This window comes from Sphingobacterium sp. GVS05A (genome assembly GCF_019969845.1).
GTDB lineage: Bacteria > Bacteroidota > Bacteroidia > Sphingobacteriales > Sphingobacteriaceae > Sphingobacterium.
In genome coordinates this window covers 229,815-253,665 of the sequence record NZ_JAHXYR010000010.1, presented here as the reverse complement: position 1 = coordinate 253,665, position 23,851 = coordinate 229,815, and the positions used below count along the sequence as shown (strand labels likewise).

General features: G+C 42.4%; 26 protein-coding genes. 10 read left to right on the top strand and 16 right to left on the bottom strand.

All coding sequences use genetic code 11. From position 1 onward, the window contains the following. Positions 1-14: 14 nt before the first annotated feature. The 5 genes from LC454_RS22930 to LC454_RS22910 all read right to left on the bottom strand — a co-directional run bounded on the left by LC454_RS22930 (position 15) and on the right by LC454_RS22910 (position 3,867). Positions 15-1,007, bottom strand: a complete 993-nt coding sequence (locus LC454_RS22930; RefSeq protein WP_223584777.1) for an ABC transporter permease — start codon at positions 1,005-1,007, stop codon at positions 15-17. Further along, positions 970-1,968: an ABC transporter ATP-binding protein gene (locus tag LC454_RS22925; protein WP_223584776.1), complete on the bottom strand. Its 999-nt coding sequence runs from the start codon at positions 1,966-1,968 to the stop codon at positions 970-972. The genes LC454_RS22930 and LC454_RS22925 overlap by 38 nt, the downstream gene beginning before the upstream one ends. Positions 1,969-1,993: 25 nt before the next feature. Next, positions 1,994-2,848, bottom strand: a complete 855-nt coding sequence (locus LC454_RS22920) for an NEW3 domain-containing protein (RefSeq protein WP_223584775.1) — start codon at positions 2,846-2,848, stop codon at positions 1,994-1,996. A 209-nt stretch (positions 2,849-3,057) separates the two neighbouring features. Continuing rightward, entirely contained in the window at positions 3,058-3,348 is a 291-nt protein-coding gene (locus tag LC454_RS22915; protein WP_223584774.1) for a hypothetical protein, read from the bottom strand. A gap of 72 nt (positions 3,349-3,420) precedes the next feature. Beyond that, positions 3,421-3,867, bottom strand: a complete 447-nt coding sequence (locus LC454_RS22910) for an Hsp20/alpha crystallin family protein (RefSeq protein ID WP_223584773.1) — start codon at positions 3,865-3,867, stop codon at positions 3,421-3,423. A gap of 341 nt (positions 3,868-4,208) precedes the next feature. Between LC454_RS22910 and LC454_RS22905 the strand changes: the two genes are divergently transcribed. The 3 genes from LC454_RS22905 (at position 4,209) to LC454_RS22895 (ending at position 6,600) form a co-directional block, all read left to right on the top strand. After that, on the top strand, positions 4,209-4,478 hold the full coding sequence (locus LC454_RS22905) for a hypothetical protein (RefSeq protein WP_223584772.1): 270 nt from the start codon (positions 4,209-4,211) through the stop codon (positions 4,476-4,478). 127 nt (positions 4,479-4,605) lie between these two features. Beyond that, entirely contained in the window at positions 4,606-5,619 is a 1,014-nt protein-coding gene (locus tag LC454_RS22900; RefSeq protein WP_223584771.1) for a hypothetical protein, read from the top strand. Between the two features lie 384 nt (positions 5,620-6,003). Then, positions 6,004-6,600 (top strand): hypothetical protein, encoded by a 597-nt coding sequence (locus tag LC454_RS22895; protein ID WP_223584770.1) that lies wholly within the window; start codon positions 6,004-6,006, stop codon positions 6,598-6,600. Positions 6,601-6,984: 384 nt separating this feature from the next. Here the strand turns inward: LC454_RS22895 and LC454_RS22890 are convergent, their stop codons facing one another. Beyond that, complete coding sequence (locus tag LC454_RS22890) at positions 6,985-7,320, bottom strand: redoxin domain-containing protein (RefSeq protein WP_223584769.1); 336 nt, start codon at positions 7,318-7,320, stop codon at positions 6,985-6,987. Between the two features lie 126 nt (positions 7,321-7,446). Here LC454_RS22890 and LC454_RS22885 point away from each other — a divergent pair, with 126 nt between their 5' ends. From LC454_RS22885 to LC454_RS22875, 3 genes are all read left to right on the top strand, one after another. Continuing rightward, positions 7,447-8,010, top strand: a complete 564-nt coding sequence (locus LC454_RS22885) for a DUF4468 domain-containing protein (protein ID WP_223584768.1) — start codon at positions 7,447-7,449, stop codon at positions 8,008-8,010. 125 nt (positions 8,011-8,135) lie between these two features. After that, positions 8,136-8,642 carry a hypothetical protein gene (locus LC454_RS22880; RefSeq protein WP_223584767.1) on the top strand — a complete coding sequence of 169 codons (507 nt, stop codon included), beginning with the start codon at positions 8,136-8,138 and terminating at the stop codon, positions 8,640-8,642. A gap of 108 nt (positions 8,643-8,750) precedes the next feature. Continuing rightward, the gene (locus LC454_RS22875) at positions 8,751-9,278 is read left to right on the top strand and encodes a hypothetical protein (protein ID WP_223584766.1); all 528 of its coding nucleotides are present in this window, start codon (positions 8,751-8,753) and stop codon (positions 9,276-9,278) included. 109 nt (positions 9,279-9,387) lie between these two features. Here LC454_RS22875 and LC454_RS22870 read toward each other — a convergent pair whose 3' ends face one another. Then, entirely contained in the window at positions 9,388-10,302 is a 915-nt protein-coding gene (locus tag LC454_RS22870; RefSeq protein WP_223584765.1) for a helix-turn-helix domain-containing protein, read from the bottom strand. Between the two features lie 62 nt (positions 10,303-10,364). Further along, on the bottom strand, positions 10,365-11,216 hold the full coding sequence (locus LC454_RS22865; protein ID WP_223584764.1) for an SDR family NAD(P)-dependent oxidoreductase: 852 nt from the start codon (positions 11,214-11,216) through the stop codon (positions 10,365-10,367). 229 nt (positions 11,217-11,445) lie between these two features. Between LC454_RS22865 and LC454_RS22860 the strand changes: the two genes are divergently transcribed. From LC454_RS22860 to LC454_RS22845, 4 genes are all read left to right on the top strand, one after another. Further along, on the top strand, positions 11,446-11,994 hold the full coding sequence (locus tag LC454_RS22860; RefSeq protein ID WP_223584763.1) for a hypothetical protein: 549 nt from the start codon (positions 11,446-11,448) through the stop codon (positions 11,992-11,994). Positions 11,995-12,181: 187 nt separating this feature from the next. Continuing rightward, positions 12,182-12,637, top strand: coding sequence for a redoxin domain-containing protein (locus LC454_RS22855; RefSeq protein WP_223584762.1), 456 nt, complete (start codon positions 12,182-12,184; stop codon positions 12,635-12,637). Positions 12,638-12,645: 8 nt separating this feature from the next. Then, on the top strand, positions 12,646-13,155 hold the full coding sequence (locus LC454_RS22850) for a DsbA family protein (RefSeq protein ID WP_223584761.1): 510 nt from the start codon (positions 12,646-12,648) through the stop codon (positions 13,153-13,155). 220 nt (positions 13,156-13,375) lie between these two features. Continuing rightward, positions 13,376-14,197 (top strand): alpha/beta fold hydrolase, encoded by an 822-nt coding sequence (locus LC454_RS22845; RefSeq protein ID WP_223584760.1) that lies wholly within the window; start codon positions 13,376-13,378, stop codon positions 14,195-14,197. Between the two features lie 72 nt (positions 14,198-14,269). On the opposite strand, the gene LC454_RS22840 is transcribed toward LC454_RS22845, so the two are convergent. The 8 genes from LC454_RS22840 to LC454_RS22805 form a co-directional block, all read right to left on the bottom strand. After that, on the bottom strand, positions 14,270-15,865 hold the full coding sequence (locus LC454_RS22840) for a sigma-54 interaction domain-containing protein (RefSeq protein ID WP_223584759.1): 1,596 nt from the start codon (positions 15,863-15,865) through the stop codon (positions 14,270-14,272). Between the two features lie 39 nt (positions 15,866-15,904). Then, complete coding sequence (locus tag LC454_RS22835; protein WP_223584758.1) at positions 15,905-17,281, bottom strand: sigma-54-dependent transcriptional regulator; 1,377 nt, start codon at positions 17,279-17,281, stop codon at positions 15,905-15,907. Positions 17,282-17,291: 10 nt separating this feature from the next. Then, positions 17,292-19,514: a histidine kinase dimerization/phosphoacceptor domain -containing protein gene (locus LC454_RS22830; protein ID WP_223584757.1), complete on the bottom strand. Its 2,223-nt coding sequence runs from the start codon at positions 19,512-19,514 to the stop codon at positions 17,292-17,294. Between the two features lie 77 nt (positions 19,515-19,591). Further along, on the bottom strand, positions 19,592-20,257 hold the full coding sequence (locus LC454_RS22825) for a YoaK family protein (RefSeq protein WP_223584756.1): 666 nt from the start codon (positions 20,255-20,257) through the stop codon (positions 19,592-19,594). A 4-nt stretch (positions 20,258-20,261) separates the two neighbouring features. Next, complete coding sequence (locus tag LC454_RS22820; RefSeq protein WP_223584755.1) at positions 20,262-20,735, bottom strand: Dps family protein; 474 nt, start codon at positions 20,733-20,735, stop codon at positions 20,262-20,264. Between the two features lie 4 nt (positions 20,736-20,739). After that, positions 20,740-21,180: a DoxX family protein gene (locus LC454_RS22815; RefSeq protein WP_223584754.1), complete on the bottom strand. Its 441-nt coding sequence runs from the start codon at positions 21,178-21,180 to the stop codon at positions 20,740-20,742. An 11-nt stretch (positions 21,181-21,191) separates the two neighbouring features. After that, the gene (locus tag LC454_RS22810) at positions 21,192-23,075 is read right to left on the bottom strand and encodes an amidohydrolase (RefSeq protein WP_223584753.1); all 1,884 of its coding nucleotides are present in this window, start codon (positions 23,073-23,075) and stop codon (positions 21,192-21,194) included. Positions 23,076-23,086: 11 nt separating this feature from the next. Beyond that, positions 23,087-23,848 carry a M17 family peptidase N-terminal domain-containing protein gene (locus tag LC454_RS22805; protein ID WP_223584752.1) on the bottom strand — a complete coding sequence of 254 codons (762 nt, stop codon included), beginning with the start codon at positions 23,846-23,848 and terminating at the stop codon, positions 23,087-23,089. Between the last annotated feature and the right edge of the window lie 3 nt (positions 23,849-23,851).

Below are 23,851 nucleotides of genomic sequence, written 5' to 3'. Positions count from 1 at the left end.
TTCAAGAGATGCAATCAACTCCGTATTTCCCTTCGCATAAATATGTAATAAGACCAGGCAAAGCAGATCATCATGGCGGCAGTGAGCCCACTTATCTGTGGCCAGACCATCAGAAAGCTTTCCCGAAAGGAGAGTGGTGAAGGAATGGCACCGACCATCTGTTCCATGGCAATAGGACCGAGGCTGCGTACCGAGGGCATTAACAAGGTAGTCGTTGCATCGGTATAGAGCTGGCTCGGTGATATCCGAAGTAGATTTAAAATCAGCTCATTGTAGCCAATGTACTCCTGCTCCGAAATATAATTTGGATTGGGCAAAAAGGGGCGTATAGCCAAGTTTACCAAAATTGGAAAAAAGACAGTGAAAAATAACCAGATGCCGATTGCCGTAAGTGCTGAAGTGGCTGGCTGACGAAAGCGGATCGACAGTAGGATGGAGAGGCTCAGCCAGAAGGCGACATACAGCACAGTGATTAGCGTAAATCCGAGGATTCGCAGGAGTTCTTGTGGCTCGATGCGTACACCGGTACCAAGGAGTCCACCGCCGATCATCAGCAGTACCAGCGCAATAAATAAGGTGCCCACAACAACCAGCGGCGCCAGAAATTTGGCGAATAGTAGATTGTCGCGATAAATGGGTTGCGCAAGCAGACGGGTGAGGGTCCCGTTGTTATATTCTGCATTGACGGCATCAAAACCTAGGGCAATACCGAGCAAAGGAGCCAGAAAATTTAAAAAAATATGAAAAGGTGGAATGGAATTATCCGTAGTGGTCAGCAGTTTGAGATACAGAAAGGATTGGTCGGGATCACGCATATTGCTGACAGCGTCTTTAAGTCCTATGGAAGAAACATAGAGGGAGGCGCCGAAGGTCAGTACAATGAGTAGGATCAGTATGATAAAACGCCAGCTGCGGATATGTGCTGCGATTTCTTTGCGGACCAGCACCTGCATCGGAATAGATGGCTGCTTATTGATATCTTTTGAATAAACCGTTAGATTTTTCATAGACAGAATTTGTTGTTATGCTATTCTCAAAAAATGTATTGTAAATATCGTCAAGCTGGTAGTCATTGCGGCTGACCGAGACGATATCAGCACCAATGTTGACCAGAATGCGTACGGCTGCTGCAGTGGTATTGCTGTCGGTTATCAGCTCGATCGATTGTCCTGCGATAACAAGTTTACGAATTCCCGGCAGCACGTTGAGTGCTTGTTCAATTGCTGCACGATCGATCGAGGGCTGCTCAAGAGTAATAACTGTACTGACACCTTGCTGCTGCTGCAGGTTGTGGGCAAGACTTTCGATAGATCCTTCGATCAGCAGCTTGCCACCCACGAAAATACCGACCCGATCGCATACACGTTGTACCTGATGGAGATGGTGTGAAGAGAGCAGTACTGTAAGGCTATGTTCTCTACTAAGCTGCTTAATGAGTTCCAGAAACTCATCGACGCCCTTGGGATCTATGCCCAGTGTAGGTTCGTCGAGAATAGCTACCTCAGGGGCTTTGATCAGCACTTCGGCTAATCCTAGACGTTGTTTCATCCCGCGGGAAAAAGCTCCCGTTTTTTTGTGCATTTCCCGTTCCAGTCCTACGACATGTAACATGTCTTTGGCCGAAGCTTGTGCATAGGATTTTGTAAGTCCATTTAATTCTGCAACGAAGCATAAGTTTTCCAAAGCTGTCATATCCGGGTAGAAGCCCACATTATCTGGTAGATAACCAACTTTGCGCTTCACGGCTATTGGATTGCGGGTGGCATCATAGCCACAGACATAAGCTGTACCAGCGGTGGGTTCGGTCAGGCCTAGCATCATAAGAATGCTGGTTGTCTTTCCGGCACCATTGGGACCGAGTAGGCCAAAAATCTCTCCGGGATAAATATGCAGGTCCAACTTGTCTACGGCGGTTATTTTGCCATAGTTTTTGGTCAGGCCCGTCAATTGAATGATAGGATCCTTCATAATGATAATCTTTTTTGTCCCGACTTTATCTGCGACCGTATTTGCGGATGAGATAATACACCAAACCAATTGCCAATAGGATGACCAGCATGCCGCTCCAGCCAGAAAGCAAAGAAGTCTTGACGATCATACGGAATGAAATGTCGGCGTTGGCGTTGGATGACTTGATCTCAAATTTGGCAGCATAGTCTCCAGCGATGGTCTTGTCGGGAACTTTTAAGTTGACTTTAACGTCAATAGACTTGCCTGCTTCCAGCTGTTTGATATTTGACGGATTGAAGGTGGCCTCCCATCTGCTGGGGAGCTGCGAACTAAGCTCTAATGCATTGAGCGGAAGTGTGCCTGTATTTTTGACTTTGAGCAAAATCTCCTTGCTGCTGCCGGATACTACTTCGTCGCTAAGTCTGCCACTAGGGGTGGTCAGCTCAAGTGCATAGGAGCCTTTGACGACCGCTTCCAGCTCAAGCTGTAGTGTATCTGTCGGGGATATGGCCCGCACGGGAATTTTATATTTATCGGGCTTGGCAGTGATCGGACAACTGATTTCAAGGCTGATTTCCTGAGCTTTATTGGGCTGCATCTGAAGAGAGGTCACTTGCGACCCTTCTACGCGGTAACTGATCTGCCATCCCTCGGGTAGCTGCGCGTTAAGGTTGTAGTTGACCAATTGAGCAGATCCATTGCTTAGGGTCGTTGTATAACGAAATGGTTCATTGCTGGGGGCTTCGATATTGATCAGCCTCGCTTCAAAGCTAGATTTGAGCGGTTTCACGGTTTGCCCAGCTAAGTAGAAACTGTTTGCCAGCACAATAAGTGCGATAAAAAATGGCTTGAAAGAAAAACGTCGGTCTGTTTTTGTAATTAGTAATTCTGTTAACATGATCCAATAACTAAAATTTATATTTAAATAGAATATTAGCTTTTAAAAAATGTCGGTTTTGGTATCAGATACCTCTTTGAAAAAACCGCTCCCAAATTAAAAATCAATTTGATAAAAATCAAGGCTGAAAGAAAAAACGATTGTAAAAAAAATGTGCTTAAATAGTATGTATGCTGATCGTTTGCACTGCATAGCGGAGCGGACTGTCATCAGTCGAAGTTTACTGACCGGAAGGTCTTCTTAATGATAATCTTCGTGTTTTCTGCCAATTCATCCAACGTACAATGGATCGATCTCAGCTGTGTTTTTGAATTTTCGTTATCATTTAGAAGAAGGTTGATGCGCAGAAGCCGGAGATCGGAGGCCTGACGGTCCCCACGTAGTTCATCAAATAGTTCATGAATAATCTTTTCGCAACTGCTTCGGTCAAAACTGGCGATGGTCATATAATGTCCGCGGCAGTACATCTGCAATTCTATATAATAATTTGAGCGTTCCATATCCTGCATAAATGAAAAAATAGGTTAGCCTCCCGTGGGAGACTAACCAAGTTAAAGTTGCTATTTGGATCTTTAGGATATTTCGATCAGCCGTGGTTCTTTTTGTTTGGCTTCTTCTTTTTTTGGTATTGTCAATCGTAGTACACCGTTTTCATAGCGTGCCTGAATATTATCCTGATCGACAACCTCCTTCTGGAGCTCGAAGCTACGCTGGAAAGATTGGTAGCTGAACTCCCGACGTGTATAGTTGTCCGTGTGCTCCTCATTTTGTTCCTGCTTAACCGAAGATATGGTCAATAGGTTGCCGTCGAGCGTCACTTTGAAATCATCTTTGGCCATGCCCGGGGCAGCAACCTCAACTTCGAAAGTGTCTCCGTTTTCCCTGATGTTGACCGCAGGAACGGTGGTACTTGTCGATGAGTAATTTTTGTTGTCCCAGTTTAAAAGCTCACGGTTAAAATTATCAAACATGGGCGAAAAAAGTGAAAAATTGTTCCAATTTCTTTTTGCAAGTTTCATAGTAACCTCCTTTTAATGAAGTATAACAATAAATTAAATCTGTCAGTCGGCCGACTGTATAAAATATCCCGCAAAAAAAATACCGAGCTTGAAAAACTGAAATTTTTGCACGAAAACTGTCAAATTTTACATGATAAATTGACAGCATTATCACGATCAAACCTAGCCTAGAGGACAATACTGTTCAATACGAATATATGTGAGTCAAATTGTGGATTATTGTTTAGAATCTGCTAAGGAATTGGGAGCACAGGGGACCATACAAACAGGTAATGTGATTGCACTGGTGAGATTGATCTATAGTCGACAAATTCATTATATTTGTTATATAAAATAAAGCGATGTCCACCTCCAGATTGAGTCTGATTTTTACCTGCCTGCATGTGTTATGCGCTGTTCTGTTGTTCACGTATATTGAAGAGCTGAGTACGCTTAATCTCGGTGAATTGGGGATCGTCTTAGTATTTGGTCTGGTTATAACCGCCCTTGTTTTTGCGATAAAATCCAGACAGACGACATTAGGTGTGCTCATGCTTGTTGCCAATAGCATCTTTCTGCTGATCTGGCTCGCGCTGTTTTATTTTATGGCTACGTTTACCTTTAAAGTTTAGATCTACTAACGGCAATATTTTGTAGCGGATAGCGAATTGTAAGCGATCCTGAACGGATATTAAAGCGGTCTTGCCGGCATACGAACTATCTCTATCTTTGTGCTCAAATAGATCATCAAAGCAAAAAATGAACAGAAAAATAGTCAAATTGTTTACACTCATGTTGTTCGCTTGTTGTATGGGTAAGAGTCTTTCAGCACAACAATTCTATCCCATGCATTTCATCCAGCTCTTTACCGACGAGGGGGTATCAGAAAACGATATTGCCAGATTAAACAGGAACTATCTGGTGCCCGCAGGATTTCAGGAGGTGAGTGATACGCTCTTTGTGCATCCGCAGCATAAGGAGCGGGTATTGTTATCTGCCAGACAGTTGGGGGACAAAAATGAACTGTTGCTGACTTACCTGACAACCGGCGACCTAAAAGTTTTCAGGGAGCGACTGGCGGCTAAAGAGGGCGGGTTTGAGAAGGTCGATGAGAACACCTACCAGCTTCCGTTTAAAAATCCGATCAATAAATTTATGATCGGAAAGGATACGGTCATCGATACGAAACGATTTCATACCATTAAATACCTACTGATCTACGACCGCGGACATAGATTTCATTTTTCTGCCGATCATTGTACTTTCCCAGCTACGGAGACTTATCCACTACAGCATACAACCTGGTATTTTACAGCGAACTATGAGCGGGCGCAGTCAAACTCGGAGTACAACGACATCAGTGTTATATTCAGCAAAGAAAAGACCAAGAGTTCCAATAAGATTGAATTCGTGGATGACATAAATTTTAAAATAACCTATACAGATCAAAAGAAAAAGGTACATGTATATCGGGGGACATATCAAAATTATAAATCCGACATCTTCTTTCGCTATGATGGTGGCGAATGGTCTGATAGAGATAAAACGGGGCGGGCGCTCCATGTTCCTGACGAGCGAGATATGGGAACGGAATCTTTTTTTTATGATCCAAAGAGTTTCGCGCAAGCGGAAGGAACTTTAAGGTATTTCCGGTTTATCTTTTCAAAAAGCTATAAATCTAGTTACAACACGGATCTGGGGTTGATGGAGCTGAGCGGAAGGGAAATCAAAGAACAGCAAGACAGAGGAAGCATGCCGAAACGCGAAAATTGATAACGATTAATGATGAAAAGACTACTGTTTATTTTTAACCTGATCTTGCTCCTGTGTATTTCCTGTAAGCAAAAGGAGTTTGGATATCCGGCAATAGAGAACACTTTTTGTGTATTAAATTCATTAGATAACAGCAGAATGGGCGAAAGAAAATAGCTAAATAGGCAAACTGTTTACACTAATTTATTGTCCTATAGGTATCCATTGTTTGGATAACTTAGTTGTAAAAGGTCAGGTTCCTATTGGTGTCCTGGCCTTTTTCTATTAAATCGGAAACTTTCCCTATCGTGCATTTGTTTAACTATAAACAGGACGTCACTGGTATCAGTGGTGTCGCCGCCTATGGCTTGGTCATGGGTTTTACGCATTTAAAAAAGTAACAGTATGAGAAGGGAACAAATAGAACAATGGATTGCAGAAGGATATAATGTCCTGGAACATAAGAAACCCAAAGTCGTCCAGGGTGATCTCTGGGAATATCTGAATAATCATGATGGCCATGGTACGGATGTCTATGCGCTATCCGAACTGGCGAAATGTGCCGACCACGAATTGCACCAGATCGAGTTGCGAAAATACGCTCAGGAATACGGGCAATTGGGTGAGAAGCAGTTTTTGCGTAATGAGGCCATCCGGTTGAAATCATTTGATAAGTACGAAGCGTTCTTACGCTTATTTTACCCGAATAGTGTCGAAAAAGAAGTTGAGGAAGCTAAATTTCTTGCCGAACGTGTGCGGCAGGTAAGCAAAGAGGAGATGGAACAATGGGTAACGGCCAACCATATTAATGTACTGCTGTCCGATTTAAATTGCCTTGACGAAGATGCGATCGTGACCGGAATGGTGATACCTTCCGAAGAAGTGGTTAGCTACACCGATGGGGGACTGCAGGATACCATGGATTGCCACTTGACACCCATGGAATTTTTTAGCCATGCTGACGCTGCGGTGTACTGGATTGATCCTAAAGTAAAAGCTTAGATCGTTGCACTGCCCAAATTTGGACACGATTGGTGGGCAGTGCGTAACACTTTTTTCGGAATGATTTAAGTTAGCAACATCTGTATGTCTATCTTGCTGTGTGCATGATAAAAAAATAGCAGGGACAGCAATAGAAAATTCAGTTTAAAAAAATGTATTTTTCATAAACTTTTATACAATCTGTATGTCGGATATGTTTTAATTTGCCTGCGCTAATACATAATTCGATTCTACTTGATCAACAGCGTATCAATAATCTCGGTAAACTGTTGTTGTGAGTCTGTTGAATACCCAGAAACACTTTTTATGATTTTGCCACTTGGATCAATAATATAGAAAAAGGGAGCGCTGGGAGCGTGGTATGATTTTTTAATGGAGCCACCATCATATAGTAACGGGAACTTTAGTGGGTTGGATAACAGGTATTTGTTGGTTATTCTTGTTTTCGGGATATACGCCTATGACTTGGACATTTTGGTTTTTATAGTGATCTGCCAGCTTGTTCAGCATAGAAATGGACAGCTGATTTGCTGGACAATTGATGTCGCTTAAGAAAAGTAGTTGTACTTTACCATCAAACTGCTTTGACGTATAGCGATTACCATCTACGTCAAGGCCATCCCATGTGGGGGAAGTTGTTCCTTCGGCTAGCAGTGTAACTTTTTCATATGGACGGTACCCGTCTGGTCTAAAGAGCGTATCCCTTGCCGATTTATTCATCTATCTTAAAAGATAAAGATTAAAATGATTATTTAAATGCCGATTAACGATTTTGGCATAATATCTGTTGACATAGCAATATATATTAATATAGCTAATCTTAAATTGAGAAAAGGACTAGAAGTAATGAGTAAGAAGTTTTTTGCCGTTTTATTGTTTTGTATCGTTGCAGCATTTGTGCAGGCGCAATCAATGAAAATAACACCGAAGGATTTTGTAGATGCTAGCGATGAGTCCAAAAACTATGTTGTGTTGAATTTTGCCGGTAGATCACAGAATGATCTCTATAAAACGGTGCTAAAATATGTGAATTCATATTATAATAATCCTGAGAAAGTTACGACGAAAATCGAAGGTGAGCAGATCGTGATAGATGCCATGGAGCAGAAAGCTGTCTACACCACATATCTGGCTGCTAAAACGTACTATGATTTTTATTATAAAATTACCTTGGACTTCAAGGATGGGAAAGTAAGGTTTGCGCCTAATTACAAATACTTTGTGTCGCCTGGTGGAATCGAATATCCGCTGAATGGCCGAAACAACTTTATGTCAAAAAATGCGCTGTATGGGAGCAGTGGCAAAGTCGCTAGGAAGAGTTTACAGGAGGGATTAGATGTATTCATCAATAAGTATATCACTGAATTCTCAAAGAGCATCAACGATAGCAAGTCCAATGACAATTGGTAGAAAAAAACCACCAAATAATATATAATGAGAGAGCCTCCGGATGGAGGCTTTTTTTTTGCAGGCGGATTTATTCCCTCAGATTGTTGGATATTTTTGCTAATTTAATTATGGAATAAATTTGATGTATGTCGATTTGGAAACTACTGCGATTGTTTGTCATTCTTTTTGGCCTTTTTTTAATAAGCTGTAATCAAAAAAAACAAGAGGGAATCATTGACGATCCTAAAGATCTGGAATTGCCGAAGAAAGTGGCCGATTCACTTTGGCGTAAAGCTATTAATGAGGGCGATTTTAAGGCTTACCATGAAGTGTCCATGAACTATCAGCTGGTTTTAAAAGATCCTGAATTATATTATTATGCGCTATTGATGGCGAATAAACATCAATGTCCAGAAGCTTATATGAACCTATATGATATGCTTACCTGGGAGGGTACGATAGATGGCATTGAGCTTGCAGGTAAGGATAGTATATCAAGAAATCAAGCATTATTTTATCTGCTCAGGGCTTATGAACTTGGTGAAAATAGTGCCGTTTATAGTGTGTATGAAGAGTATGGTGATAGTATTTCACCTCCTAAATCGATCACCTATCTAAAGAAAATTCAGAAATTTTACGAAGAGAAAAAATGAAACGGATTGTAATCTGGATTGTGTTTTGGCCTGTTCTTTACAATTTTTTCCTAACTTTAATTTAACAGTTTATGTTCTATACGATATACATGCAAACGGTTGGTAGTTATGAAAAAGATCGAACTTATCCCGCTTGTCGGGATTGACATTGAGGATATAGGGGAAGTGGCTTTGGGAACGGGGCAGATGGAGGTGCAAACTATTCTTGGGCCGCCTTCGGATGCACTGGATGGTCAGTATTATTATGATGAACTCGAGTTGAGGCTGGACTTCAATGATCGTGGGCAACTCGAATTTATCGAAAGCATTAACGGACCATTTCCGGAAAAAACGGAGATCAGCATCTATGGGCTGAACCCTTTTAAGGTGGAGGCTGATGAACTGCTTAATATACTGAGTGAAAAGAACAGCGGACCCGTTGATGATTCGGAAGCGGGATACTGCTATACCTTTCTGAATAGTTCAGTTGGTGTCTGGCGACAGATGACCGAAGAGGATATCCAGGAAGACATCGAAGCAATAAAGGCTGAGGGTGAGTATGAAGATAATGTGGATATGTTGCTCGAAGACCTGGAAAAATCCAAATTCTTCTGGACAATAGGAATCGGCGTGAAAGGATATTATTCGGGTCAATAAAACAGCGGCTAGTATTGATTTTTACCGTAAGAATTTAAGTATACTTAGGCTGAGAAAAAGCTAAAGTAAAACTGGTGGATGCGCATGAACTTGTTTTTTGCGAGGAGATTTAATGAAACAGCTGCCTAAATTCAACAGGACTCTGGTGAGTAGTTTTCTTAAATACCTTGCTGAAAGATTGTGGATGCTCAAATCCAAGTTCGTAAGCAATTTCGCTGATTGACATGGAGCTGGTGCTCAGACGAACTTTGGCATATTCAATCATTTTATGTTGTATATGCTGCTGCGTATTTTGTTGCGTGTAGACTCGGAGGACGCTGCCCAGATAATTGGGGGATAAGTTGAGCTGTTGCGCCAAAAAACTGACCGTTGGAATACCTTGAGCGAGGAGTCTATCTTGATTAAATTGTGCTGTGAGCAGCTGCTCAAATCGTGTAACCAGTTCCTGAGTTGACTTTTTTCGCGTAATAAATTGACGTTCGTAATATCGCTCAGCATAAATGAGCAAGCGTTCGATCTGTTTGAGAATCAGCTCACGGCTAAATTTGTCTATATTGGACTGGTATTCTTTTTCGATATTTTGGAGGATGTCGACAATAACTGCCTCCTCCTTGTCTGAGAGAAAAAGTGCTTCATTGACTTCATACTGGAAAAAATCGTAATTATGGATATGCTTGGCAAGCTCGCTGTTCCACAAAAAATCAGGATGAATCAAGAGGATCCAGCCGCTAGGTTGCGCTTGGACCTCTTGATTGATTTCTACCTTTAGAAATTGTAACGGCGATATAAAAGTCAAAACACCCGAGTCGAAGTCATACTGTTGCTGCCCATAATTGAACCGGGCATTTACATTTCGTTTTAAACCGATCGAATAAAAATGCTGTATCCAATTTAATTTACTGTCATTCACTGGGTAGTGCACTTGACTATAGTCAATCAAACTGATTAGCGGATGCTCGGGTTTAGGTAGTCCGCAAAAGCTGTGAAATTCCGAAAGGGAATGAAAGCGAAATGTATTCTCCATACGTGTAAATTTACTTATTTTAATGTTGCCTACTACTTTTTATACTATTTACTTTTTCCCGGCTATTTAACAGGCTGTTCAAAACCTGTGGATACCGTATAGCTTTTCCATCTTTCGATCTCCGCAGTCAGCATATTGATTTTGTTTTTGGCCAATTCCAAGGCATCTTCACCCATTAAAAAATGTACTGGTGGATGCTCCAATGTACTTAGCTCAATCAGCAAAGTAGCAGCTTTTTGCGGATCGTTTGCTTGATTGCCATGGATATGTTGCAGATGTGCGGTCTCATTTTCCCTCGCAGTTATGTAAGCTGGGATAGGATTGGATGCAGTTTGTATAGATCCGTCGGATAAAAAATCCGTCCTGAAATAACCAGGGTAAACCAAGGTTGTGTGTACACCGAAGGGTTGCATTTCGACTGCCAGCGCTTCTGTAAATCCTGCTACGGCAAATTTTGTGGAGCAATAGATTCCAAAACCTGGGAAATTACCTGCAAGTCCACCAATGGACGCAATGTTGAAAATATGACCCGATTGCTGATGGCGCATATGAGGCGCGATATGTCGGATAGCATTGAGCGAGCCAAAGACATTCACGTCAAAATTGCGCCGGGTTTCGGAATCGCTGAGTTCTTCAAGAGTGCCTGTTTGCCCGTATCCGGCGTTGTTGACGAGGACATCGATACACCCGAAATAATCAATTGCCGATAGTACTGCCCGACTGACATCTGCATTGTCGGTGATGTCTACTTCGAGTGGTAGAAAATTTTCGTTTTCACCGATTTCATCTTCCAGTGCTCGTTTTGTTCGTGAAGTTGCGACAACATGATAACCTTGTGCCAAGAGTTCTTTTACCAAGTTTAAACCAAGTCCTTTTGAAGCACCGGTAACAAACCATACTTTTTGTGATTTCATTGTGTTTTTAGTTTAAAATAAATTGATGTTACAAAGGTGATGATTTGGTATTGGTATGATGTAGGCAGATCCACGGATTTCGTAGCCAAATCGTGGTTTTGATGTTTTTAACGATAATTGTATTTTCGAAGTGCAATCTTTATTTCGCACTATAACGAGTGGAGAAAAAAGAAAGCCAGGAAGTGGATGACCTCTTGATAAGAATGTGCAATTTAAACAAAAAATAATTATGGAAAACCAGGGCGCGTCTGTCGTAATAACACATCACATTTTGGATAACAAGCAACTCGAATACGACCAGTGGCTCGCGGAAATTGTTCCGCTCACGAAACATGCGAAAGGGTTTATTGACCTCCAGATCATTCGACCTATCCCCAAATTAACATTTGTCTATACGGTAATCATCAGGTTTGATACGGTGGACAACCTAAAAATCTGGATGGAGTCCGATACGCGCAAAAGAATGATTGAACGGGCCAGCCCCTTATTTCGAAAGGACCGTTATCAGATCAGGTCTGGCCTAGAGTTTCTTTTTGAAACGCCAGAGCAGGCCAGTAAGATACCGCGACGCTGGAAGCAATATCTTGTTACTTGGTCTGCAATTTACCCCCTATCATTGATCATGCCCATGATCCTGCTACCCGTTCTCCGGTATTTTCATATTCCTCAAAATCGTCTTACCGATGGATTGCTGATCTCAGGTTGTATCGTTTTTCTAATGGTTTATCTGGTAATGCCTAATTATACCAAGCTCATTCGTAGATGGTTAAATAAGTGATCAACTGTTCGGTTGACAACTTGTGGAGAGAGCTGATAAGTGGCTAAAGAGGGGAATTTTAATCGTTCGTGAAGTAAATAAAACAATTTTTCCATTACAACACTTTGTTTATAGGAAGAGTCTTTAGTGAGAATCGCTTAAACCAAATTGAGACTCTGGATAATGGTTAAATTTTAAATACGTTTGTATGTTACAGAAAAACGATGTTGCACCGGATTTTACCTTGTATGCGACTCCCGATCAGAAAATCAAATTGTCCGAGTTTAAAGGACATAATGTGATCCTTGCTTTTTACCCCGCTGACTGGAGCCCAGTATGCAGTGACCAGATGGCCCTTTATAATGAAATGCTAAAATATTTTAAGAAATATGATGCGGAGATTATGGGTATATCGGTGGATAGCAAATGGTGCCATATGGCTTTTGCGCAGTCCAGAAAATTACATTTTCCGCTGCTAGCGGATTTTGAAGCGAAGGGTGAGGTCGCCAAAAAATACGGGGTGTATGATGACGATGAAGGAGAATGTAAGCGCGCACTTTTCGTGATTGATAAAGAGGGCGTTATTCAATGGAGCTACTTATCGCCAACAGCAGTAAATCCGGGCGCGGATGGTATCATAGAAGCATTAGAAAATCTTAAATAGCGGAAATTATGTCATTAAAACCAAAAGTCAGCGATAGGGATCATATCCAAGGAAATAACAGTGCGGATTTAACGATCGTCGAATATGGAGATTATCAATGCCCACATTGCGGGGCTGCTCATCCAATATTGAAAGAGATGATGGCTGAATTAGGATCTCAGATCAGATTTGTGTTCCGCAATTTTCCGCTTTCAGAAATGCATGAATATGCACGTCCGGCGGCGCTCGCCGCGGAAGCTGCAGCACTACAAGGGAAATTTTGGGAGATGCACGATGCTATCTATGACAACCAGCAGATCCTAAGCACACGTTTCTTTATAGACCTTGCCGAACAGCTAAATTTGGATGTCGACCAATTTAAGAGCGACATGCAAACAGAAAGTTTGGAGGAAAAAGTGGAGGGAGATTTTGAAAGCGGCATGATGAGCGGTGTCAATGGAACGCCTACATTTTTTGTTAATGGTCAAAAATTTGACGGCGGCGCGGAAGGTCTTGTCCAGATGCTACATGAAAATTGATTGGTATAATTATTTCATGGATATGGGCCGCGGCGACCGGGAGCTAATCCTGCCCATTCGCGAACCATAACCGCTACAAAATGGTACGCAAATAACGAAATATCGTTGTTTTTAATTTGTGACCTGTTGTTTTAAATTGCTTAAATACAGGGTTTTGTGTTTTATGGTTAAGTTGTTGTAATATCATAACCAATAAATTAAAAAATATAAACTATTCATCATGGCAACATTTAAAGTTCAAGACGGAACTGAAATTTACTACAAAGATTGGGGTACAGGGCAACCAATTGTTTTCCATCACGGTTGGCCCTTATCAAGTGACGATTGGGATGCACAGCTGATGTATTTCCTAGAAAAAGGATACCGTGTGATCGCTCACGATCGCCGCGGGCATGGACGCTCTACACAGACTGATCAGGGAAATGAAATGGATACTTATGCTTCGGATATCGCTCAATTGGCTGAAGCACTGGATTTAAAAGATGCAATCCATATCGGACACTCTACGGGTGGTGGTGAAGTGATTCGCTATATCACAAATCATGGTACTTCACGCGTTGCTAAGGCAGTATTGATCAGCGCAGTGACGCCAACAATGGCCAAGAGTGAAACCAATCCTGACGGGGTACCCATGGAAGTGTTCGATGAAATCAGATTGAACACTGCAACCCGAAGACAGCAGTATTTTCAGGACTTTACCCTCGCTTTTTATGGCTATAACCGAGAAGGAGCTAATGTACAGCAAGGGGTGATGGACAACTGGTGGCGCCAGGGAATGATGGGCGGAATTAAAGCACATTATGATTGTATCAAGGCTTTTTCCGAAACAGATTTTACAGAAGAGCTTAAACAAGTTGAAATCCCTGTGTTAGTGTTGCATGGTGAAGATGATCAGATCGTGCCTATTGATATTACCGGTAGAAGAGCAGCTCAATTGGTGAAAAATGGTACCTTGATTACTTATCCAGGGTTTCCGCATGGAATGCCTACAACCGAAGCAAAAACGATCAATAAAGATATTCTGGCTTTTATCACAAAATAAGCCGCCTTTTTCAGCTAAAAATAGTTTCTAAATAGTAATAAGGCCATTCTTTTTAAGGGATGGTCTTTTTGTTTAATCTTTTTGGGATATGAACTTCTTACTGATACCAAGCTTTTTCATTTTTGACTGGAGGGTGGTAGCAGGAATGCCAAGGATGGTCGCAGCGCCATTTGTGCCGGAAATACGTCCATTGCTGCTCCGCAAGACCCACAGTATATATTTTTTTTCAAAGTCTGCTAACGTCTGTAAACTAAAATCCGGCGTTTTACTTGGACCAGTAAAACCTGTATCGGCTGATAATGTTATGTTTTTAATGGTTGGACCTTCTGACAAAAGTATCGCGCGTGCCACGACATGTTCAAGTTCACGAATGTTGCCTGGCCACGAATGTAGTCTTAGACGTTCTAGTATCTTTTTCCCCATTTGTTTTGGCGGAGCTTTTCCGGCATGTTTTTCAAGAAAATGATGAACCAATAGGGGAATATCTTCTTGGCGTTCGCGCAAAGCAGGTAATGTAATTGGGAATGCGCTAATACGGTAATAAAGATCTGACCTAAAGCGACCAGCCCGCACTTCTGCCTGTAGATCCTTGTGTGTTGCGCAAATGATGCGTACATCGATGGAAATTATTTTATTGCCACCGACACGTTCGAACTCTTTTTCTTGTAGTACACGGAGTAACTTTGCCTGTAAAGTTAATGGGAGGTCGCCAATTTCGTCCAGGAAAAGTGTCCCGTGATTAGCTTGCTCGAACTTACCAATCTTGCGTTTCACGGCACCACTGAAGCTGCCTTTTTCATGACCAAAAAGCTCGCTTTCGATTAATGTAGGTGCGATAGCAGCGCAGTTAATTTTAATCAAGGGATGCTGTGATCGGGCCGAAAGGTGATGAACGTTTTGAGCAACAATTTCTTTACCTGTTCCGCTTTCTCCTTGTATCAGCAGGGTCATTTCCGAACCGGCGACTGTCGCGAGCTGTGACTTTAAGCTGGTAATATGCACACTGTTTCCGATAATCTGAGGTCTTAAAGTGTTATTTGTATTTCCAGACACGGTTGAAAGGGAATGGGAAGCGGATTGCGAAATGTGATTTTTGACCTCGGTAAAATGCATAGATTGCTCATTGATCAGGATATTTCCTAGTGTAATGTTGAGCTGCGGGATAATGCTTTTGATGCGGTAGACTAGTTGGGAATCGATATGAGCTAACTTTTTGTATCCCAGGCTTAATATCGCCCAGTATTGACCATGGATTCGAAATGCCATGGATACAATTGTTTTATTACCGTTTCGTATGGATTCAACAAGAGGGCTGGGGTAGCTGCTTCCTGCTTTTGACAGTTCCTCGGGACTATGTTGGACGGGCTCCCCTGAATTGATGCAATCCTGGAAAAAACGCTCCTTACAACTCCACAGGTTACTGTAGCATATTTGCACACCTTTTTTAAACTGTAAAAGCAGACTATAGCATGACTCTTTCTTGTCAGCAACAAAGATAAATAAACTATCTTGGCCCAAAAAATTTTGTAGATCTGGTTGGAGAGCGTCAAAACCCGCTATTGCACATATTGGGGCCATTTTTTGGCTGAGTGCTAATTGCAAAAGTTGTTCGCTTTCCCGTTTTCGTAGACGTTCGTATATTGCTTGTGCATCTGTTGCTGAAGTCATGTTTAGCAGTTGAAGAAGAGGTAAATGAATTATTCGTTATCAATAAAAGTCTGATTTAATACCGTATTTTTTCATTTTGGTATACAAGGTAGAACTACTGATCTGTAAAATCTCCGTTGCTCCGCCAGGTCCTGAAATCTTGCCATTGCAGGATTCGAGCACACGTAAGATATGCTCCCGTTCCATTTCCTCCAGTGATCCTAATTTAGGGGAGTGATGACCTGGAACTTTGACTTGTCCATCCATGTGGTCTGTAAACGCCAACACATTGATTAGCGGGTCTTTTGCGAGTAAAGTTGTTCTTTCGATGAGATGCTGCATCTCACGGATATTACCGGGCCATGAATAGGCTTGCATCTGTGTTATGGCATCGCGCGTAAAGCCGGTTATATTTTTTTTGAGTTTGGCGGCATATAACGCCAAGAAGTGGTTGGCCAGGATTTCGATATCTTCGATCCGTTCACGGAGCGGTGGGATAGCAATGGGGAAAATATTGAGCCTATAGTAGAGGTCCAATCTAAAGTTTCCCATTGCGACTTCCTGTTCGAGATTGCGGTTGGTCGCAGCGATAATGCGAACGTTGATTTTAATCGGTAGATCACCGCCAACGCGGTCGATTTCCTGTTCCTGAAGGACGCGGAGCAATTTGGTCTGGGCTTCTAATGGTAGCTCACCGATTTCGTCCAGAAAAATTGTACCTCCACTTGCTTGTTCAAATTTGCCGATGCGTCGGTTTTGTGCTCCCGTAAAAGCACCCTTCTCATGTCCAAAAAGTTCAGATTCGATCAATGATAAGGGGATCGCTGCGCAATTGACGACAACTAAAGGTTGTTGTTGGCGCAATGATAGCAGATGAATGGATTGTGCAACCCTTTCTTTGCCTGTACCACTCTCTCCTAAGAGCAGGACGGATGTGTCAGTCGGAGCGACAAGCCTCACTTGGGATAAGACTTCCTTTAAGGCTGGGCTCGATCCTACGATCGCTTCTTCACCGTACTTACTTTCGGTCGCTTTTACAAGTGGTTTCTGGTCCTTTTTTTCTGTATTAAATCTTTCTTTGGCAATATCGAGCATGATTAAAAGATCCTTTTCCCGGAATGGCTTGGTCAAGAAACCGTAAGGCTTTGTTTCTTTGACCGCTTCTAGGATGCCTTGGTTAGTATTTGCTGATATAAATAGAAATGGCGTATGTCGCTCGTTGAGTTGTACAGCGAGGTTGATCCCTGTTTCAGTTCCTTTTAGTATAATATCCAATAATACCCAGTCGGGCTTTTGGGTTTCGATAATTGTGGTGGCCTGCAAGACGGAAGATGCGATACCAATCACCTGATAGCCATTTCTTTTGAGAATCATCTTAAGGTCGTTGGCGACGATAAATTCGTCTTCTACAATTAAGATCTTGTTACCTTTTTGCATAAAGTTTGTCTTAAATTTCACCCTCTTTTTGTGGAAATTGGATGGTAATAAAAACCCCCTGGTCTGATACCAGTTTAAATTCGCCATCGAGCTGGGAGGTCAGTCCATGCATGAGGTTCATGCCAAAAGAGTCACTTTCACCATTGGAAAGGTCTCTTTGAAGCCCGATGCCATTGTCAGCTATACTGAGAATCAGGTCGAAAGGTACTGCTTTAACCCGCTTGAAACTAATGAAAACTATACCTTCACGTCGATCAAAAGCATGTTTGATCGCATTGTTGATTGCTTCATTGAGTATCAGTCCAACAGGTACAGCTTGGGATACATCAAGAGTAATTTCATCGACCTGAATTTCAAATTTAATTGATTTCTCGGACTGGAAGCTATCTTTGAGATAATCTGTAAGCTCCTGGATATACCATTTCATGTCAATGCGTGAGAGATTGTCGGTTTGATACAGTTTCTGATGGATCAGGGACATGGCGTGCATACGGTTTTGGCTATTCTGTATGGCACTAATGGCATCTTGATTTTCGAGATAGGCCGATTGTGTATTTAGCAGGCTGATAATGATCTGCATATTGTTTTTGACACGGTGATGGATCTCTTTAAGAAGCCATTCTTTTTCGGCAATCAATTGTCTTAACTTGTCGTTCTGTCTGTTGATTTCCTCCTGTTTAAGCGTCAGCTTTTCATTACTTCTTTTTTTGATGGTATTTTGGACATATAAAAATCCTACAAAGATGATCAGGATAATTAGACTTCCTATAAAAACATTTCGAATAATTGCTTCGCGCTCAAGTAGGGATTTTTGCAATTGTCCTTTTTGTTTAAGCAGTACAATGTCGTGATCTTTTTTTTCTGTATCATAGTCCAATTGCAAGGCAGTAAGTTCTTTGGCACGGTCTACGCTGTTGATGGAATCATTGATGGATTTGAACGCTGCGAAGTTATTAAAAGCGGATTTAAAATCTCCGCGGGCGGAGTCGGCTAGATAACGAAGTTTGCGTAATTCGGATACACGCAGTAAACTTGTCTCTTTGGTCAGAGAACGCTCAATCTCTGCTAAATATGGGTACATTTCGTTGATCTGGCCATCAGCAAAAAGGTAGCTTGTTATCCCGATCATCATAATATGTTTTTCCTGCCCGGTGATATTCCCTGTATGGTAATATTTTAAGAGTTGCTGATAATAGGGACGTGCCTTTTTTGTATCCTTTGTCTTGCTGTAAAGCATGGTGTACAGATAAGCATAACGTATAGCATAGGTATCCGAAATATAATCTTTAGTGACATTATTGAGCAGGCTGAGCGCATCTGCCGTACGGTTTAAACGGGATAATATGGTCGCTAGATTAAGGGTTATGGTATGGATGGCATAGCGATCATCTTTTTCCTTAGCGATTTCAAATGCTTTTTGATAATGAGCAAGTGCCTCTTTATTGGATTTAAGATCATAGTAGATGAGTCCAACAATATTATAAACGGCAGCCATATCATCCCGTGTTGTCCTTGTATTTTCGTTCTCGACAATACGGCGCGCCTGAAGAGCATATTTAAGCGCTTCTTTGAGCCGTAGGAGTAATCGAAGATTGCCGGCTACGGATACAAGCTCTTGGCTGACATTTTGATCCCCTGCTTGTTTTTTTAATGTGGCAGCGCGATGGGCCGTATTTACAGCCCCAGTGTAATCACCATAGCTGGAAAGATAACTGGAATGCTCCATCAGGATTTTGGATTCAAGCAGCTTATCCTTTGTTTTTGCTGCCTGCAGCAAAGCTTGTTTAAAAATGCCCTCTTTTTGGTCAAACGCTATATCTTTAATGTCGTTTGCCATGGATAAGTAGATTATAGCGGCGGCCTTATTAAGATGGTGACTTTGGGCAAAACGTAAGCTGGCTTCCTTTTGGTCCTTTGCGAGCGATGGTTTGCCCATCTCTTCCTGTATACGGGCATCCAGCAGCATGTTCATGGCTGCTTCGGTTTTGCGGTTGGCCGCTAAATGAAGTTTTTGAGATCGCTTATTGAGCGACTGCGCACTGTCGAGGTCTTTTTGATATTCACCGGGCTTTTCCAGATAATACTTTGCGGCCTCATATAAAAAATGGGCTTTGCGTCCGGTCTCCTGCTCATGGGATAAACTGTCCATGTACCGATAAAGCAGGCTGTCGTCCTGACAAAAAGCACTGTTGATCCAAAAGAGAAATATGCTCAGTATAAATTTGATTTTCATCCAGGTGGAAATTAAATTGGCGCAAACGACGGGTTATCCGACGCTTGCGCCTTTATTGTTTTAAAGCTTGTTGATGGCTAACGTTCGCTATCTCTGGAAAGAAAATAACAGATCAGCATCGCTATGCCTGCAAATATAATAGAACTTAGTCCAAGTTGTTTACCGAAATAAGCACCAGCTAAACATCCAATGAAAAATCCTGACAGGGTAATTAGCTGTTTGCCGAAACTGACATTGATATCAGGGTTTTTGAATTTATTGGCAATCAACACACATAGGTCCAGCGAAGCCTGGGTCACATTGCCGGTCATCATGGTTGTAGGTCCATGTGTAGCTTTGGCAAATAACTTCCCGAACGCATTTTGCATGCCTAAAGCAAATACAATGATCATCACGAGTCCATACATCACTGTTTTGGATTCTTCGACGGGAAGTAGGATCGCCAATAAGCCAGCTATTGCCAGTAGCAGGGCTTCCACAAAAAGAACGGTGTTTTTCTTTTGTGAACGTGAGGTCAACCATCCACCGGCCATGACGGCTGCGACAAATACAGGGAAGGTGGCTAACTTGATCCAAGCCGAGGTGTCACCTCCATTGATAAGTTGATAAGCAAAAACAATGAAGTTGCCCGTGACATGGGCAGAAAAGATTTTGTCGGCAGCCACGAAAGTTACGGTATCGCAATAACCACCTACAAGTGTAAGAACTAAAGTGGTGATATGCGCGTTGTTTTGATTTTCCATAATTTTATTTTAAATGTGCACGTAACATCCAGGCCATTTTCTCATGGTTTTCCATTACTCCTGTGAGGTAATCGCTTGTTCCAATGTCTTTTAATTGTAGGGCAAGATGGTCGATGTTTTCGCGTATTGAAATAATAATGCTTTCATGATCAACAAGTAAATCGCTGATGTATCCTTTACTATCGTTGACCTGCCTGCTCTCCTCTGTGAGTTGTGTCAGTTGCAAGAATTGTTTTAAACTCCCTGGTGCGTAATGGCCTAGGGTGCGGATCCGCTCAGCCAGCGCATCTATAATTTCACTCAGTTCATTGTACTGTTGCTCAAAAAATAAATGTTTATTATAAAAATCCGGGCCTTCGATGTTCCAATGTGCGTTTCGGGTTTTGGTATATAGCAGGTATTCATCTGCTAACAATTTAGCGAGAATATGTGCTGATTCGGTTAAATAGGTTTCTTTTATTCCGATGTGTGGTTGCATGTATTTAAGGAGTTGTTAAAAGTTGATAAATATAATGATCAATGGAGTAGGTGCCTGGGCCGGTCAAAAGAAGCAATAACAGACATAGGGTATACATAAAGGGAATATCCCTGACTGTGCGCGAATCGCGCCGATGGACAACGAAATAGCCCACTGCAGTAACGCCAATGGTCGGTAATATAGCAAGTCTTCCGAATAGCCCAAGTGCGATAAAGAAAGGTACTATGGTATCTGCAAACTGTGCGACAGTTGCATTGAGCTTTTCAGGTAGCTGTAAGGGGTTTGGAATATGCTCAGCCTCAGCCTGTGGCCCTTTCTGTATCTTCTTGAGGCCATGCACTGTAAGCAATTCCCAGGCGAACAGTAACCGGAAAACGAGTATTGCCGTGTTGTTAAGGCTGCTGCCCAAATCGGTATAAAATAGTTTTTGGAGTATTTCTGTCATTTCCTAAGAGATTAGAATGCAAAACATGAACAGCCCAAAGCTCCCCAGAATGCAGTATAATTGTTAATAGCAATATTGCTCATGCGGGCGTGATTGTGGTTGTGTGCGTGTACTTGACAGCTACCACTACAAAGATGTACGGTATTCATGACGCTGCTTTGTGCGGCCGCAGTATTGATATTGTCCTGCCGAGCCAAATTGGAAATACGATAGTAGCCAGCATAGCTTTTTGTTGGCGACCAATCGGGGAGGATGGGAATCGGAGGTGGGGAGAACGGACTGAAATCACCATCAGCATATACGATTTTTCCTGCTACGATGGTCAACTCTGATTCGATCTCTTTAATAGCCTCATCAGCTACCGTGAAATAGTCGCTATTAAGCACTGTTAGATCGGCTAACATCCCTACAGCGATATCCCCTTTTTGCTGCTGCTCCTGCGAAAACCAAGCACTGCCCTGGGTGTAAAGTTGCAAGGCTGTCATACGATCCAATCTGCTGTCGTGGTAGATTTGAAGACCACCTACTGTTTTTCCTACTGTCAGCCAATACATAGAGACCCAGGGATTGTAACTGCTGACACGTGTTGCATCGGAACCCCCTCCGACAGGTACCGACATTTCGAGCATTTTTTTGACCGGGGGTGTTTGTTCAGTCGCCGTAGAGCCATAACGATCGGCAAAATATTCACCCTGGTAGGCCATACGACTTTGGATGGCAATACCCCCGCCCAGTGCTTTTGTGCGTTCGATATTACGTTCATCAATGGTTTCGGCATGATCAAAGATCCAGGCAAGACCATCGAATGGAATATCGCGGTTGACTTTTTCAAATACGTCTAGGAAGCGACTGATACTTTCATTGTAAGTTGCATGTAGGCGAAAGGGCCATCTGTTGCTCACTAATAATCGGACGACTTTCTCAAGTTCGGCTTCCATATTTTCGTTGAGGTCGGGTCTTGGTTGTATAAAATCCTCAAAATCTGCTGCCGAAAAGACCAGCATTTCACCAGCACCATTGTGACGGTACATGTCGTCCCCTTGACGTAGTGTCACAGTATCTATCCATTGCTGAAAATCCTCGTACTCATGTTTTGGCTTTTGTGTAAATAGGTTGTAGGCAATCCGGACGGTAAGCTGATCCGCCTGATGGAGGTCACTGATGACTTTGTAGTCATCGGGATAATTCTGAAAACCACCGCCAGCGTCAATGACACTGGTGATGCCAAAACGGTTTAATTCCTTCATAAAGTGACGTGTCGAATTGACTTGTTCTTCATAAGGAAGTGTAGGTCCTTTTGCCAGGGTTGAATAGAGTATCATGGCATTTGGGGAAGCGATGAGTAAACCTGTTGGATTGCCTTGGCTATCACGTTCAATAGTGCCGCCTGGAGGTGCTGGTGTATCTTTGGTATAGCCAACGGCACGGAGTGCAGCAGCATTTAAAAGTGCCCGGTCGTAGAGATGCAGGATAAAAACTGGTGTTTCGGGAGCAATGGCATTGATCTCGGCTAAGGTAGGCATCCGTCGTTCGGCAAATTGAAACTCGGACCATCCACCAACTACGCGTACCCATTGCGGGTGTGGGGTGCGGTCGACCTGCTCCCTGAGCATGCGTAAAGCATCAGCTAGGGAAGGGACTCCATCCCAACGTAATTCCAAATTATAGTTGAGACCACCGCGGATTAAGTGGATATGCGAGTCGTTGATCCCTGGGACTACCCGTTTGCCTTTAAGATCTATAAGTTTAGTGCGGGTATTGGCAAATTGTAGAACCTCTTTGTCAATTCCTACCGCAATAAATTTACCATCTTGAATTGCTACGGCGCTCACTTCCTGTTGGGTGCTGTCGAAATGTGTGATTTTTCCGTTATATAAGATAAGGTCTGCTTTCATGGCTGTTCGGTTTAATTGTGTAAGGAGAATATTGCTTTTTTAATTCCTTCGCCTGCGGTTTCAAAAAAAGCGGGTCCTGCCAAAAGCGTGATTTTTTTTAATACTGGAGCTTTGTCCATTTTCTTTTCGACCAACCACTTTTGGGTACGAAAGGCATCGATACTACCAAGCACAACATTCTCAGCGACAAGGGCGGTAGGTGAATCTACTCCAGCGTCCTTGAGGTCGCTGGCGAAACTAAAATTAGTTGCTCCTAATCTTAGCGCTTCCCGCATAGCTACATGCGCGACATCTTTCATCAGCTCAGCATTAAAATCTTCACGTTTGCCCAGTCCAATCAAAAGCAATTTTTTGCTGGCAAGTTCGCCGGATTGTATCGGTGCGAGTAATATGGTTTCAAGTGCATGTCCGCGGAATTTTCCGGATTTCCGGATTTCGGTAAGGTTACCATGCAATGCCTCATCCAGATGGACAAGACCGTTTAAAGCTGCGGGTAAAGCGGGAGGAGAAATAAAAATATCCCCTTCGGTATACTCAAAAACGCATGCAACCTGTAGGTCGCTGATAGCTGCGGAAGGACCTTGTACGAGTCCTTCTATTGCTAACCCATCGACACTACCCCAAATTTTACTTGTCCCTATTGCTGTATTTTTTTGTATAACGGGTTCCGTTTGGGCATTAACCTGACTGGGTAGAATAGTAATGGATCCAAGAAAGGCGATCAGTGCCCATGGAAATTTTTTCTGTTGAAATATTTTCTTCGTTATTTTCATTTT

What these genes read in the sequence shown, in the direction of transcription:
- LC454_RS22900 (WP_223584771.1), top strand. Translation starts at nt 4,606, where the DNA reads ATGAACAGAAAAATAGTCAAATTGTTTACACTCATGTTGTTCGCTTGT.
- LC454_RS22835 (WP_223584758.1), bottom strand. Translation starts at nt 17,281, where the DNA reads ATGCAAAAAGGTAACAAGATCTTAATTGTAGAAGACGAATTTATCGTC.
- LC454_RS22850 (WP_223584761.1), top strand. Translation starts at nt 12,646, where the DNA reads ATGTCATTAAAACCAAAAGTCAGCGATAGGGATCATATCCAAGGAAAT.
- LC454_RS22875 (WP_223584766.1), top strand. Translation starts at nt 8,751, where the DNA reads ATGAAAAAGATCGAACTTATCCCGCTTGTCGGGATTGACATTGAGGAT.
- LC454_RS22885 (WP_223584768.1), top strand. Translation starts at nt 7,447, where the DNA reads ATGAGTAAGAAGTTTTTTGCCGTTTTATTGTTTTGTATCGTTGCAGCA.
- LC454_RS22890 (WP_223584769.1), bottom strand. Translation starts at nt 7,320, where the DNA reads ATGAATAAATCGGCAAGGGATACGCTCTTTAGACCAGACGGGTACCGT.
- LC454_RS22870 (WP_223584765.1), bottom strand. Translation starts at nt 10,302, where the DNA reads ATGGAGAATACATTTCGCTTTCATTCCCTTTCGGAATTTCACAGCTTT.
- LC454_RS22895 (WP_223584770.1), top strand. Translation starts at nt 6,004, where the DNA reads ATGAGAAGGGAACAAATAGAACAATGGATTGCAGAAGGATATAATGTC.
- LC454_RS22805 (WP_223584752.1), bottom strand. Translation starts at nt 23,848, where the DNA reads ATGAAAATAACGAAGAAAATATTTCAACAGAAAAAATTTCCATGGGCA.
- LC454_RS22915 (WP_223584774.1), bottom strand. Translation starts at nt 3,348, where the DNA reads ATGGAACGCTCAAATTATTATATAGAATTGCAGATGTACTGCCGCGGA.
- LC454_RS22880 (WP_223584767.1), top strand. Translation starts at nt 8,136, where the DNA reads ATGTCGATTTGGAAACTACTGCGATTGTTTGTCATTCTTTTTGGCCTT.
- LC454_RS22820 (WP_223584755.1), bottom strand. Translation starts at nt 20,735, where the DNA reads ATGCAACCACACATCGGAATAAAAGAAACCTATTTAACCGAATCAGCA.
- LC454_RS22810 (WP_223584753.1), bottom strand. Translation starts at nt 23,075, where the DNA reads ATGAAAGCAGACCTTATCTTATATAACGGAAAAATCACACATTTCGAC.
- LC454_RS22830 (WP_223584757.1), bottom strand. Translation starts at nt 19,514, where the DNA reads ATGAAAATCAAATTTATACTGAGCATATTTCTCTTTTGGATCAACAGT.
- LC454_RS22865 (WP_223584764.1), bottom strand. Translation starts at nt 11,216, where the DNA reads ATGAAATCACAAAAAGTATGGTTTGTTACCGGTGCTTCAAAAGGACTT.
- LC454_RS22925 (WP_223584776.1), bottom strand. Translation starts at nt 1,968, where the DNA reads ATGAAGGATCCTATCATTCAATTGACGGGCCTGACCAAAAACTATGGC.
- LC454_RS22860 (WP_223584763.1), top strand. Translation starts at nt 11,446, where the DNA reads ATGGAAAACCAGGGCGCGTCTGTCGTAATAACACATCACATTTTGGAT.
- LC454_RS22815 (WP_223584754.1), bottom strand. Translation starts at nt 21,180, where the DNA reads ATGACAGAAATACTCCAAAAACTATTTTATACCGATTTGGGCAGCAGC.
- LC454_RS22910 (WP_223584773.1), bottom strand. Translation starts at nt 3,867, where the DNA reads ATGAAACTTGCAAAAAGAAATTGGAACAATTTTTCACTTTTTTCGCCC.
- LC454_RS22930 (WP_223584777.1), bottom strand. Translation starts at nt 1,007, where the DNA reads ATGAAAAATCTAACGGTTTATTCAAAAGATATCAATAAGCAGCCATCT.
- LC454_RS22855 (WP_223584762.1), top strand. Translation starts at nt 12,182, where the DNA reads ATGTTACAGAAAAACGATGTTGCACCGGATTTTACCTTGTATGCGACT.
- LC454_RS22905 (WP_223584772.1), top strand. Translation starts at nt 4,209, where the DNA reads ATGTCCACCTCCAGATTGAGTCTGATTTTTACCTGCCTGCATGTGTTA.
- LC454_RS22825 (WP_223584756.1), bottom strand. Translation starts at nt 20,257, where the DNA reads ATGGAAAATCAAAACAACGCGCATATCACCACTTTAGTTCTTACACTT.
- LC454_RS22840 (WP_223584759.1), bottom strand. Translation starts at nt 15,865, where the DNA reads ATGACTTCAGCAACAGATGCACAAGCAATATACGAACGTCTACGAAAA.
- LC454_RS22845 (WP_223584760.1), top strand. Translation starts at nt 13,376, where the DNA reads ATGGCAACATTTAAAGTTCAAGACGGAACTGAAATTTACTACAAAGAT.
- LC454_RS22920 (WP_223584775.1), bottom strand. Translation starts at nt 2,848, where the DNA reads ATGTTAACAGAATTACTAATTACAAAAACAGACCGACGTTTTTCTTTC.